This is a genomic window from Streptomyces sp. NBC_01546 (assembly GCF_045208355.1).
Lineage (GTDB): Bacteria > Actinomycetota > Actinomycetes > Streptomycetales > Streptomycetaceae > Streptomyces.
On sequence record NZ_CP109379.1, the window covers coordinates 285,798 to 297,964 of the forward strand.

Consider the following 12,167-nt stretch of genomic DNA (forward strand, 5'->3'; position numbering starts at 1 on the left):
TATCCACGACAGCACAACTGTCCGAATGCGGATCGGCTGTGAGGGCTTGAGGGGAGGAGGCTGTCAGTGCGCGACGCCAACCAGGCCTGGCACCAGCATGTTTGCCTGGGTCATGCCCCCAGGTCCTCCATCACAGGCAGGCACTCGGCGAGCAGGTCGACGACGTCGCGCCATGCTCGCTGCGCGTGCTGTGGGTGGTAGCCGACGCCGGGAACCGTGGGGTGGTCGACCGGCGGGTGGTGGAAGGCGTGCAAGGCGCCGCCGTAGACCGTGAGGCGCCAGTCGACGCCCGCGGCCTGCATCTCGGCGGTGAACGCGTTCCGTTGTGCGGGCGGCATGATCGGGTCTTCCGACCCGACCCCGGCCCACACCGGGCAGCGAATGCGCGCTGCCTCGCCCGGTCGGCCCGTGGTAGTTGCGTTGACTGTCCCGATCGCGCGCAGGTTGACGCCGTCGCGCCCGAGTTCCAGCCCGACGGCGCCTCCGGTGCCGTAGCCGATGGCGGCGATCCGGTCGGGGTCGGCCCGCGATTCGGTGCGCAACACGTCGAGCGCCGCATGGCCGATGCCCCGCATCCGGTCGGGATCAGAGAGCAGTGGTATGCAACGGGCCAGCATCTCCTCGGGGTCGCCCAAATAGCGCCCGCCGTGAAGGTCGAAGGCCAGCGCTACGTATCCCAGCCCGGCGAGAGCATCGGCCCGGCGGCGCTCGACGTCGCTGAGCCCCATGCCCTCTGGTCCGAGCAGCACCGCGGGCCGGCGGTCGACACCGGCCGGGAGCGCGAGGTGCCCGATCATCGTCAAACCGTCCGCCGGGTACTCGACCGCACGCGTCGTGATCGTCGTCATGAGACTGGACTGTAGTGATCGTCGAGCTCGGTCCGGCCGGTGTTCTGCCGCTGGCAGAACAGCGTGCGTGTCCCTCGTGTCCCTCTGAAATACGGGGGCCGAGCGCTCAGGGCTTCAAGATCATCTCGTTGGCCCTTTGGCGCGTACCTCGGTCACACCCCACCCGACGTGCAGAACACCGCCGCCGCCTTCACCGTCGGCATCAATGGGCCACCACAGCCACGGCAGAGCCGCGGCCCGGGATCGTCGTCCGTGACCACGACCAGCCTCAGCCAGGGCGCTCCATCCCTGCCCACAGGCCACCATAGAGGCCCAGTCAAGGCAAGCCGAAATCCCGTGGAGCCCACCTGCATGGCGTGGAATGATCTTGGCGACTGCTGACGAAAGGGAAGGCTGAAAACGTGTACGTACCGTCATCTGCACGAGCTCTCGATGATGACGAGCGTGAGCTCGTGGAGCTGGCACGCCGCACGATAGACGCGCATACCGACGCCGGGCCCGACGAAGACGGCATCCACACGATGGGCGCCGCGGTCATGGCCGCCGACTACCGGATGTTCGCCGGCGTGAACCTCTACCACTTCACCGGCGGACCCTGCGCCGAACTCGTGGCTCTGGGAGCCGCACGAGCCCAGGGCGCCCGCCAGATGCGCTGCATCGTTGCCGTGGGAAACCACGGGCGCGGGGTCATCGGCCCGTGCGGGCGCGATCGGCAGGTCTTCGTGGACTACTACCCCACCATGCGCGTCATCGTGCCCACGCCCGCGGGGCCCAGGTCCGTTCTCGCCGCCGACCTGATGCCGCTGACTCAGCGATGGACCCCGGAAGGCATGAACGGTCTCGACCCATCGCTCTACCAAGACCCCGAGACGGCCGGTCCCCCGATCATCCGGTTCAACCCCCGCTACCTCGAAGACGTCCGCTCCGGCGCCAAGACCAAGACCACCCGCTTCCGGGACCCGGCCCAGCTCGGGCCGGCACGGCTGGTGTTCGAGAGCGACCCCGAAGTCGTCCTGCCGGCAGAGGTGACCGGTATCAGGCACTGCCTGGTCAGCGACCTCACCAACCAGGACGCCCAAGCCGAGGGGCTGACGACCGCAGCCGAACTCCGGGAAGGCCTCAAGGGCCACTACCCAGATCTGGCGGGAACCGACGAAGTCGACGTAATCACCTTCCAGATCAACGACAAGACAGGCGCCGCTTAAACCGCGGAGGCACCAGCAACGACTGGGCCGCAAGGTGACGACGAGCACGGGGGCCACCATATTCACGGCGAGTTGGGAGCGCACCGCACAAGTCGCCTACGCGTACGCGAGCGCCGGCCCGGGCGGCGCCGATGCGCCTCACCAGACGACGTTGCCGCGATCACTGCGGGCCTCGATCCGGACTGCTTCGGCATCGGCTTCCACTCTGTCGACCACGAGGTCTTCGACCTCCGGCCAGACCAACTCCCGGAACCACTGCTCTCACTGCGGGCGATAGCGGACCCAGTCTGGTGTTCACGCGAGGCCCTGCCGCGGGTTCGCGCGGCAGGACCTCGCACGAAAGTCAGGACAGCGGCGCGGGCTCTTCCGGGTCCAGTGAGTTGCCTGCGGGGATGCGGCCGCAGTCGGACGGGGCCGACCGGCCGGCGAAGCGGTCACCCAGCCAGCTCAGCGCGACGGGCGCCCAGACGACGGGCGCGCCTGTGTGGCTGAGCAGCTCGTACTGGCTGTACTTGACGGCGGCCTCGCCGGTGGCGCAGTACTGCCGGGCGAGAGCCCGCGCGTCTCCGGTGACCATGACACCGTCGCCCGTGCCGATTCCCGGATGGTTGTTGAAGGTTCCTTCCAAGATGCCCGCGTTGCCCTGGGCGATGAATCCGGGGACGGACGGGGTGCCGGCGGAGCCGAGGTTGAGCTTGTTCACCGCCTCCAGAAACGCGGGAATCGAGTTGGGGTTGGCGTACTCCGGCTTCGCCATCTTCTTCCAGGTCAGCCCGGGGTAGCGCCCGAGGGCGTCAACAATGGAGCCGTGCTCCAGCTCCTTGTAGACCTCCAGGCCGTAGCCGTTGAGATGGGACTTGAGGTCGATGCCGTAGGAGCGGGCGACTCCGATGACCGACATGGGAATGACACCCGACCACGCCAGTGAGCCGTCCACGTACTTCAGGTTGTGTGCCGGGTCCACGAGCAGGCCGCCCTCGGCATACCCGACCAGCTTGCGGTTGACGTCCGGCGCGTAGCTCGGCGCGAGCGCGGCCGCCCAGTTGGTCGCGATGGCACCGCCGGAGTAGCCCATGAGGCCGAAGGCAGTGGAGGAACTTAGGCCGGTCTTTTCCGACTTGGTCGCGGCGCGGATCGAGTCCAGCGTGTTCGTCCCGTACTCCGGCCCCGCGGCGAAGTTCGCTCGCTGTCCCTCGGTGTCCGGGATGACGACGTCGTAGCCCTGCGTCAGCAGTGGTGCCAGGAAGAGGGCCTCGACGTTCGGGATGAGGCCGCCCAGGGTTACGTCTCCGGCGATCGCCCGGGATGGCCCGTCTTCCGGGCTGAGCGAGTCGTAGAACGACTGGTAGGACACCGCCTTGCTCCGGTCGCCTGTGGGGCTGCGCACCACCGTGGTCACGTTGGCAGCCGGGCGGCCCTGGGCGTCGGTGGTGCGGTAGAGCAGTTGAACTGCCTTGAGCGGCGTGGGAATGCCGACGAGGTGGTACTGCAGCGTCCGGGTTTTCAGCACTGTGCCCGGCGCGAACGCGGACAGGGGCTCGCTGCCTCCATAGGCGTAGAACGGGTCGCTCGCCGTTGCCGTCGCTGCTTCCGGTGTGGACTCGGCGGCGGTGGCCGCCGGCGCGGCGGTCATGGCCGCCGCGGTGGCGACTGCGACGGAGATCAGGCGAACGGTTGCCTTGGTCATGCGTTCCTCGATTCCTGGGTGGGGGGCTGACGCGCCGGCACGAGGTCCCGTACATCGGCGCGTCAGGTCGGGGCGGGCGGCCCCCGGCAGGCAATTGCGGTGAACGATGCGGCCGCGGTCCGCCACATCTGGCCATTCACCGGCCAGTCGTGTTACCAACCAGTAGGTGATGTCCCGGAAACATCATGGGGCCGGTATGCGGCTGCGGCTCCGGGGCGGGGAACAGAGATGTGCGAGGTGGATTGTGACCGGATCCAACGCGGTGGAACGGGACCCGGTGCCGCAGTTCGGCGGCGTGCCGGTCCACAAGCGGCTCCAGGACGCCACCGGGGCGCTGGAGCGTGCGGTGATGGCACGGCTCGTCGAGCGGCTGCCCGTCTACGGAACGCTGCCGGCGGAACACCTGAGCGGCGACATCGCCAAGCAGGTGACCCTCGGCATCCGGAGCTTCGCCGCGGTCCTGTGCACCGGCGAACTGCCGGAGCAGGCTGAGGCCGCGGCGATTCGCGAGTCCTCGGCCCGGCGTGCCGACGAAGGTGTGCCGCTGGAGGCCGTGGTCGGTGCCTATCACCTGGGTGCGGAGGAGTGTGCCGCCCAGGTCTTCTCGGCGGCCGAACCGGGTGACCTGAGCGACGTGCTGCTGGTCCAGCGCCAACTGCTCGCGTATCTGCGGCTAGTGAGCTGCGAGGTCGCAGCCGGGTACGTACAGGAGCGGCAGACGGCCCTCAGTGACGAACAGGTCGCCCTGCAGTCGCTGTTGTCCCGGCTACTGGAGGGCGGCAGCCCGCAGGTCGCGGCCGACCGCGCCGGCATCCGTCTGCCGCCCCGCTACCTGGTGTTGAGCATCTCAGTGGGACCGCACCCGGACGAGCTGGTGCCGGGCGTGAACCATTCCGTCGCGGCGCGCCGCAAACTCCGGCGGCTGCGCAATGAACTGCAGCGCCAGACGACGGGAGTGCCGCTGTCCGTGCTCTCCGGCGACGGCGGGCTTGTACTGATCCCGTACGAGACGCCCGCCGCCGACTTCGGCCGTGCGGACCGGGACCGGCTCTCCCGGCTGGTCGAACAACTCGGCCGGATGTGCGGCGCCGAGCTGGTGGCTGCGGCGGCAGCCGCAGCACCGGAAGGTGTCGCGGAGGCTGCCCGGTTGGCCGGGGAGGTACGCGAGGTGGCGGAGGCGTCCGGCCGAGGGCCCGGACTGTACCTGCTCGACGATGTGCTGCTCGAGTACCAGCTGAGCCGCCCCGGCCCGGCCAGGGAAGGGCTCGCTGCGCTGCTCGCCCCGCTGGATGCGCGCCCGGAGCTGCTCGTCACGTTGCGCGCGTTCCTCGCGTGCAGCCTCGACCGGCGCCGGGCGGCGGCCCGGCTCCAGGTCCACCCAAACACGGTTGACTACCGCCTGCGCAAGGCGACCGAGTTCACCGGACTGGACGCTGCCCGCGGTGCCGATGCGCTGACGCTGCGCGCCGCACTGGCCGCCCACGACGCCGTACTGCAGGGTAAGCCTGACGCAAGCTGACACCGCCCGGCTTCGCCGGGTCGGAAGACCGGCCCGTACGCGCCGTCTCCCCCGCCGACGGGCCCGACGCCCGGTCAGCGGTTCTTGGGGGGTGGGGCCGGTTGCCGTCGGTCAGCCCGAAGGGGCGCTGTGACGCTGTCCGGCATGGGGTGGCTCTGTAGCGGCGTCAAGAGCGCGACCACGGACCGCGATTGACGGGGTCAATCGCCGGGCCAGCAGGTCCAGGGCCTGGGAGACCTCGCGAACGACGCCCGGATCCGGGGCGGTGCCGTCCGGGTCGGCCAGAGCCGCGGCAAGCACGTCGTCGATGGTTGCGGCGCGGACCTCGGCAACCCGGCCGGACGGCTTCGCGGTGGGCCGAATGAGCCGGCGTCGCCGATCGGCCGGATCGGGCTCAGTGTCGACCGAGCCGGCTGTCTCCAGCCGTGCGACCGCGGTGGATACCTGACTCTGTGGCAGACCTGTCCGCTCGGCAACTTCGCCGACGGTTGTCCCCGGGTGGGATACGAGGTCGCCGAGGACGACCAGCACCGAGCGGGTCGCCCCTGGCGAACCGGACTTCACCTGGGGCATCGCCTGCTCACCGATCTTCATGAGGGTGCGACCGAGGAGGAACAGCTCGACTCCGTTCATACACGAAGAGTACATCGAAACAGATGCATCCATCTTGATGTATCTGTTTCGATGGATTACGCTCGAGTCGTCAGCCGCCCCAGGCCGACAACACCATCAGAGGGGACCTGCCATGCCCACGACCGCCGCCACCCTTCGCACACTCTCCGTCCCGGGCTCCACGCTCCACTTCCGGACCGAGGGCCGCGGCCCCGTCCTCCTCATCTCCCAGAGCGGCGAGGGCGACGCGGACCGCACGGTCGACCTCGTCCCGCACCTGGCGGACACCTTCACGGTCGTCACCTACGACCGCCGCGGCCTTTCGCGCAGCACGCTCGACGACCCCGCCCGCCCCGTCACCATGGCCGACCACGCGGACGACGTCGCGCGCCTGCTCGCCGAGGTCACCGATGGGCCGGCATTGATGGCCGGGTTCAGCATGGGTGCCGCCATAGGCCTCCAGACCGTGGCCCGCCACCCAGGCATACTGCGCACACTGATCGCGCACGAGCCCGTGATGCCGAACCTACTGTCCGAGACGGGCCGTGCGGAGCACGTGGCGGAACTGACGGCCATCCAGGATGCGTTCACGTCCGGTGGTCTGCCGGCGGCGTTCCCGGCGATCGCCCGGCACCTGGGCATCGACCCGGAGCACGACGAGACAGAGGAAGGCCTCACCCCCCAGCCGCTGACACCCCGCCGAACGGCCAACTTCGAGTTCTTCATCGGAACGGAATTCACGGCCGTCACCACAGACGCCCTCGACCCGGCACGACCGGTGCAGGCCGCGGCGCGGACCGGAACACGCATCATCCCGGCGACGGGCCGAAACACCCGGCGCACGGTGCACACCTACCGCTGCGCACTGGCACTCGCCGCGCAACTGAACACGGAATCAGTCCAGTTCCCCGGCGGGCACAACGGCAACACCGCGTTCCCCCGCGCGACAGCCCAGGTGCTCAAGGACCTCCTCAGGGGGTGACCCGAGCAGCAGACACAGAAGGGACACAGCGTGCGCTCAGCCGCGGACAGCGGACAGCGGACAAGCCTCAATCCCTGTCCACAAGCGCAAGACAGGCGCGGCCCTGCAGCGGATCAAGGACACCCTCCAACGGCTGGCCAAGACCAGAACACCGATCACCATGGCCGCCGTCGCCCGCCAGGCGGACGTTTTTCCCGCACTTTCCTCTACGAACACGCCGACGCCAAGACCCTGGTGAGCGAGGCGATGAGCCGGGCCGCTGGCCGCCGCTTCCAAGACCGCAGGGACGAGCAGGCTGCCATGGGGGCATCTTGGCGCGAGCGCGCGCTCAACGCCGAGGATGCCCTCAAGGCCTCAAACGCCGAGATCCTCGCCCAGCGCGAACAGATCGGCGACTTCCTTGGCCAGATCAAGGACCTGCAGACCCAGTGGACCGAGGAAGACATCGTCCGGATCACCACTGACAACGGCACCTTGAAGAGGCGGGTCCGAGAACTGGCCGCGGAGAACAAGTCGCTGATCGGCAAACTGGCCGCAGCCCGCGACAACATCCGGTTCGCCGACAAACGGATCGCCGAACTCGAGACCCAAATCCTCGAACACCAACGGACCTGAGAAGTCCTATCTCAACCGATCTTGGAACGTAGGTCGAACATTCCTGATCACCTTCGACGGCCGACTCCCAGTGGCCCGTCAGTAGCCCCAACCACCATGGTTACAGCGTTCGACTGACCCTCTCTGGGTCGTGCCCCATCTGGGACGCCGCCAGCATCTTCAACCACAAGCAGTCCACGCTCGTCCCGAGCTGAGGTGGGTGGCTATGCAGGGGTCAGTGCGGCGGCACGGCCCCGGTCATCGGCCGGCGCTGGAGCAGACGGAGACGGTCGGCGACGAAGGCCCACTCCAGGTCCTGCGTCCCGCCGAAGACCTGCTCGCAGCGGGCGGTGAGTTCCCGCAGGCTCTCCAACCGCGTCTCGTCGAGGCAGAGTCGGTGAATTCGGTCGGCGGGGACCGGGACCTGGCTCGTTCCGCCGACCAGCGCGGGCTCCACAGCCAGGTCCTTCATGCCTGCCGTGCGCTCGATCACCCGGCCGTCGCGGCGGACCCGGTAGTGATCCGGTACGACCAGGCCGCTGACCACGGCTTCGCCCAGGCCCCAACTCGCCTCGATCACCAGGACGTCGGAGCCGTCGAGGGGGTCTCGGGAGAACAGGACTCCGGCGCACTCGGGTACCACCAACTCCTGTACCACCACTGCCACTCTGGGCAGGCCGGGCAGCCCGAGCCGCTCACGGTAGGCGAGCGCGGCGGCCGAGCGCGCCGAATCTCTCACCGCTCGGACCGCCTCGGTCAGCCCGTCCGGACCCTGTACGTTGAGGCAGGTGAGGTGCTGTCCGGCGAAGCTCGCCGCGGCCGAGTCCTCGCCCAGTGCGGATGAACGCACGGCCAGCCCGCCGCCCTGCAAGTCGGTGGTCGACACGTGCAGGGCGGCGAGCGCCTCGTCGTCGCCTTCTGCGACGGCGTCGACAAACAGCCATTCCAGGGCGATTCCTTCCGGTACCGGTAGACCGACCCGGGCGGCGGCCGCGAGCTGTGAGGCCTTGCCGCCGTACCGGCTCTCGTCGGTGGCCAGGCGGAGCGGCACCGGGGCGGACCACGTGCTCGGCGACAGCGGACCGGTCATCGGACCACCGCCGCCTCTCCGGCCCTGCCGTCGACCCGCACCCAGGCGCCGTCGGGTATCACTGCCGTGGCATCCGTGCATCCGACGACGCCGGGGATGGCGAACTCCCGGGCGACGATGGCGGCGTGGGAGAGCGCCCCACCGCGATCGGTGACGATCGCGCCGAGCAGTGGCAAGACGATGTTGAAGGCCGTGGTGGTCGCGCCGGTGACCAGAACGTCCCCGGGCTGGATGCGGTCGAACTCGGGCACGCCGCTGATTACCCGTGCCGTGCCCTCGTACACGCCCGGGCTCGCGCCGAGCCCGTGCACGGTCCGCCCCTCGGTCCGCGCTGCCGGGTTGCTGAACATGGCAAGGACGATGGCCCCGAGGGCGCGTTCCAGGCGTGCCGCGGCGGGCGGCAGCCAATCAGGCGGCAACGGGTCGCCCGGGGGTGGACCCAGCATCGGCGGTGCGTCTGCGTACCGGGCGTGGTCGCGGTAGTGCGCCCGGGCGGCGAGTTCTGCGGCGTCGGGCCCGGAGCCCGTATGGACCAGGGCGCGCAGCTCGGCGTAGCCAGCCTCGGCCAGATGGGCGGGTGCGTAGATCCGGCCCTGCTCGGTGAGCCGTCGGCCGGCCGCCAGGATGGCGCGCCGGGTGAGTCCGATGGCCGGCAGGTCCGCGCACGAGCCGCGCTCGTCGCGCAGCCGGGAGACCAACCGCGCCTCGGCGAGCAGCTCGTCGAAGCGGGAGCGGTGCGGCGCGGGTACGGCGGCGCGAAGGTCGGCCGCCGCGTAGGCGCGCTGGTCGACGCGGGCGTCCGCCTGGGGCCTCGTCGAGGAGGAGACCGCCGAGCGAATGGCCGCGAGCACGACGGCGGGCAACTCCGCCACGCAGGGATCGCCCACGTCCTCGCCATTGACGGGGCGCCAGCCCGCCGTCTCCAGGTAGTCGGCGAGGGCGGTACTCGTACGTCCCGCGACGGCCCCCAGCGCCGCCAGCAGCTCCTGGGGTCGCGCCGGGGAGGCAAGCAGCTCGCTCGCCCGGGGGTCCGCTGCTACGGCGGCGGCCAGCTCGGCCAGTTCCTCCCGGTCCGCCAGCGGGTCGGGGCTCGATCCGGCCAGCGGGGCCAGGATCTCGCCGCTGGTACGCCCGGTCCACTCCTGACAGTGTGCGAGCAGATCGCCCATCGGCAGCAGTGCCGGCATGTTGAACAGGTGGTGCAGGTAGCCGGCTCGGCGCTGGTGTTCCCGGCACCGGTCGAGGTAGGCGAGCAGACTGCCGGTATCGAGGAGACCGGGCTCGACCTGCTGCAGTTCGCGCCGCTCGCGCTGCAGCCCGGGTCTGACCTCCTCGTCCCAGCGGCGCAGGTCCTCGCGCCACAGCTTGCGCTCGAAGACGGTCGCGCTGGTCGAGAGCCTGGCGCGGATCTCGGGATGAACGGCGGCAAGGCGTTCCCAGACCTCTCGCGGCGGGTGGTCCGTGGCGTCCGGCGGGGCTCCCAGCGGCTGGGGATGGTAGTAGCAGAAACCGTTGACGAAGGCCCAGTCCAGCCGTTCGAGCAGCGACCCGTACCGGCGCAGGCTCTCTCCGAAGCCGCGGTGCATCTCCTCGATGAAGATCTCGGCGTGGAACCTGGTCACCGGGCGGGTGAAGTGGGTCGGGTCCAGGAACCAGGTACCCGGCCCCGGTGGAGCGAAAGTGCGTTCCGTGGCGATGCTCATGGCTTCCTCCTCGCCGGTCATCTACCCGGGTCGCGCAGCGGGCCGTCCGGGTCTCGCCGCAGCTCGTCCGTGAGCACCCGCACCGCCCAGGCGGCGGCCGCGCCGGCCTCCGCCCCGTCCAGCCCCGCCTGCAGCCGCATGGCCTGCCAGGCCGGGGCGCTCACCAGCAGGTACAGCACGGCGACCGCGCGGCGGCGGGCTACCGGGTCGGCCTCCGCCGTGAGCTCGGCCAGCGCCGCCTCCACCGAGTGGAACCGGTGCCTGCGGCCCTGCTCCCGCAGCGGCCGGGCCGCCTTGGAGTTCAGCATGGCGAGGATCAGCGGTGCGTGCTCGTCGTACGAGCGGTAGAGCTCCGGCGCCACGCGGCGCAGCCCGTCCAAGGTGTCCGGGTAGGACTGCGTGAGCACGTGCAGATTCTCCTGGGCCCACCCGCTCCAGGCCGCGAAGAGCGCCTCCCTGGTCGGGAAGTGCCGGTAGACGGTGCGGACGGCGACGCCTGCGCGCTCCGCCACGAGTGGAATGGTCAGCTCCTGGACGCTTTCGTCGGCGATGGCCTCGGTGAGCGCGGCGAGGATCAACTGCCGGGTCTGATCAAGCTGCCCGGCACGCAGTGGACTCTCGTACGCGCGCTTCTCTTTCATGGCACGTCGACAGTACTACAATTCACGCTAAACTGTCAAGAAACGGGAATAATCCCCCCAAGGAGGGATGGAGGCTGAGAGAGATGTTGGACGGACATCCGGCTCTCACCGGCTGCGTGGGAAGGTCGGTGAGCGCGAGGGCCGGGAGGTGGAACCGAGCGCGGGGATCATCGACGCGCAGTCGGTTCGGGCCGCCGCGTCGGTGCCGGCCGCCTCACGCGGCTACGGCGGCGGCAAGAAGGTCCCGGGCCGCAAGCGGCACGTCATCACTGCTGAACATCCCCGACGCCTCCTGGACCAGCCGCCCTCGCTCCGCCAGGCGCTCGGCCTTCGACCGCACCCCCCGACCTTCGCCGGTGTCGGCTCCAGCCCCAGCACCACCACGCTCTCCCTGTCCCGCACCGGCTGTTGACCGGCCGGCGAAATGCTGGAGGCCAGGCGGAATGCACAACGTGCCAACTACTGAGGTTTTCGGGTTGTCGTCGGTAGTCACGGTTGATGATCCCTGCGGTATGCCGGTGAGATGAGGTATCCGGAGGGTGGGGGGCCTGACCGCTGAGCGTCGGGCGTTTCGTGAGGGGATACGGCTTCAGGCCGGCGAGAGGTTCGCGGCGGGCGAGAAGACCACGGTGATCGCGAAAAGACCTGCGGGTGAGCGTGGCCCCACCCTGAAAACCTCAGTAGTTGTTGTCAGAGATCCGTTTTCTCGCCTCGAGCGTCCGGCGCCCATCCGGGCGCTCCGTCCCTGCCTTGAGGCGTTCGCGACGGTTCATCGCGCTTCCAGGATGCTGCATCCCGAGCAATCGGGAGATGGCAGCCCACTGCATGCCGTCTGCCCGGGCGTCTTCGATGGCTGCGAGCTCCTCCCTATCCAGCACCGCGCGAAGGTGCCGCACGATGGTGAGTCGGATTCCGGCCTGGTCACCGCGGTGGCGCTGCCCGCAGGTCGCCGGAGGTAGCGCGCAGTGGAACCGGCGGGCGTAATCCAGAATGCCAATGGCATCTTGATAGTCAGGCCACAGAGCGAGACATGGATCGTCGACGCCAAGATGTATCTCAAAGAGGGTGGCCAGGAGATCTCGCAATTTAGCAGGTTCTGGCGGGTGTGGCTTTCCTTGGGGCACTCCCCGATCTTGGCAGGGCCATCGCGCCCTTTCCCAGCCTGGCACGCACATTGCTGCGTAATATGCCAGCGGCAGTTACTGAGGTTTTGAGGGTGGGTCGGTGGTGCGAGGGTCAGGCCGGTGGCGGTGAGGCAGCCGTCGATGTGGTGGGACCGGAGTTGG

Annotated in this window: 12 protein-coding genes; 5 read left to right on the forward strand and 7 right to left on the reverse strand. The window is 69.5% G+C overall.

The annotated features are described in order from the left end of the window. Positions 1-110: 110 nt before the first annotated feature. Positions 111-848: a dienelactone hydrolase family protein gene (locus tag OHA89_RS01535; RefSeq protein ID WP_266615554.1), complete on the reverse strand. Its 738-nt coding sequence runs from the start codon at positions 846-848 to the stop codon at positions 111-113. A 452-nt stretch (positions 849-1,300) separates the two neighbouring features. Here OHA89_RS01535 and OHA89_RS01540 point away from each other — a divergent pair, with 452 nt between their 5' ends. After that, positions 1,301-2,053 (forward strand): ASCH domain-containing protein, encoded by a 753-nt coding sequence (locus OHA89_RS01540; RefSeq protein ID WP_322975481.1) that lies wholly within the window; start codon positions 1,301-1,303, stop codon positions 2,051-2,053. Between the two features lie 343 nt (positions 2,054-2,396). On the opposite strand, the gene OHA89_RS01545 is transcribed toward OHA89_RS01540, so the two are convergent. After that, positions 2,397-3,740: a lipase family protein gene (locus OHA89_RS01545; protein ID WP_266615556.1), complete on the reverse strand. Its 1,344-nt coding sequence runs from the start codon at positions 3,738-3,740 to the stop codon at positions 2,397-2,399. Between the two features lie 244 nt (positions 3,741-3,984). Between OHA89_RS01545 and OHA89_RS01550 the strand changes: the two genes are divergently transcribed. Then, on the forward strand, positions 3,985-5,259 hold the full coding sequence (locus OHA89_RS01550) for a CdaR family transcriptional regulator (protein WP_266615558.1): 1,275 nt from the start codon (positions 3,985-3,987) through the stop codon (positions 5,257-5,259). Positions 5,260-5,370: 111 nt separating this feature from the next. Here OHA89_RS01550 and OHA89_RS01555 read toward each other — a convergent pair whose 3' ends face one another. Then, entirely contained in the window at positions 5,371-5,892 is a 522-nt protein-coding gene (locus OHA89_RS01555; protein WP_406364956.1) for a MarR family winged helix-turn-helix transcriptional regulator, read from the reverse strand. Positions 5,893-6,004: 112 nt separating this feature from the next. Here OHA89_RS01555 and OHA89_RS01560 point away from each other — a divergent pair, with 112 nt between their 5' ends. Beyond that, positions 6,005-6,853 carry an alpha/beta fold hydrolase gene (locus OHA89_RS01560; RefSeq protein ID WP_406364958.1) on the forward strand — a complete coding sequence of 283 codons (849 nt, stop codon included), beginning with the start codon at positions 6,005-6,007 and terminating at the stop codon, positions 6,851-6,853. A 234-nt stretch (positions 6,854-7,087) separates the two neighbouring features. Beyond that, complete coding sequence (locus tag OHA89_RS01565) at positions 7,088-7,468, forward strand: hypothetical protein (RefSeq protein ID WP_406364960.1); 381 nt, start codon at positions 7,088-7,090, stop codon at positions 7,466-7,468. 214 nt (positions 7,469-7,682) lie between these two features. Here the strand turns inward: OHA89_RS01565 and OHA89_RS01570 are convergent, their stop codons facing one another. From OHA89_RS01570 to OHA89_RS01580, 3 genes are read right to left on the reverse strand one after another with little or no spacing between them, the layout of a single operon-like run. After that, the gene (locus tag OHA89_RS01570; protein WP_406364962.1) at positions 7,683-8,537 is read right to left on the reverse strand and encodes a PEP/pyruvate-binding domain-containing protein; all 855 of its coding nucleotides are present in this window, start codon (positions 8,535-8,537) and stop codon (positions 7,683-7,685) included. Next, the gene (locus tag OHA89_RS01575) at positions 8,534-10,240 is read right to left on the reverse strand and encodes a PEP-utilizing enzyme (RefSeq protein WP_406364963.1); all 1,707 of its coding nucleotides are present in this window, start codon (positions 10,238-10,240) and stop codon (positions 8,534-8,536) included. Before OHA89_RS01575 ends, OHA89_RS01570 begins: the two co-directional genes overlap by 4 nt. 17 nt (positions 10,241-10,257) lie before the next feature. Then, on the reverse strand, positions 10,258-10,881 hold the full coding sequence (locus OHA89_RS01580) for a TetR/AcrR family transcriptional regulator (protein WP_266615569.1): 624 nt from the start codon (positions 10,879-10,881) through the stop codon (positions 10,258-10,260). A 148-nt stretch (positions 10,882-11,029) separates the two neighbouring features. Between OHA89_RS01580 and OHA89_RS01585 the strand changes: the two genes are divergently transcribed. Further along, entirely contained in the window at positions 11,030-11,293 is a 264-nt protein-coding gene (locus OHA89_RS01585) for a transposase (protein ID WP_406364965.1), read from the forward strand. Positions 11,294-11,558: 265 nt separating this feature from the next. Here OHA89_RS01585 and OHA89_RS01590 read toward each other — a convergent pair whose 3' ends face one another. Beyond that, on the reverse strand, positions 11,559-11,966 hold the full coding sequence (locus tag OHA89_RS01590; protein ID WP_266615571.1) for a hypothetical protein: 408 nt from the start codon (positions 11,964-11,966) through the stop codon (positions 11,559-11,561). Positions 11,967-12,167: the final 201 nt, after the last annotated feature.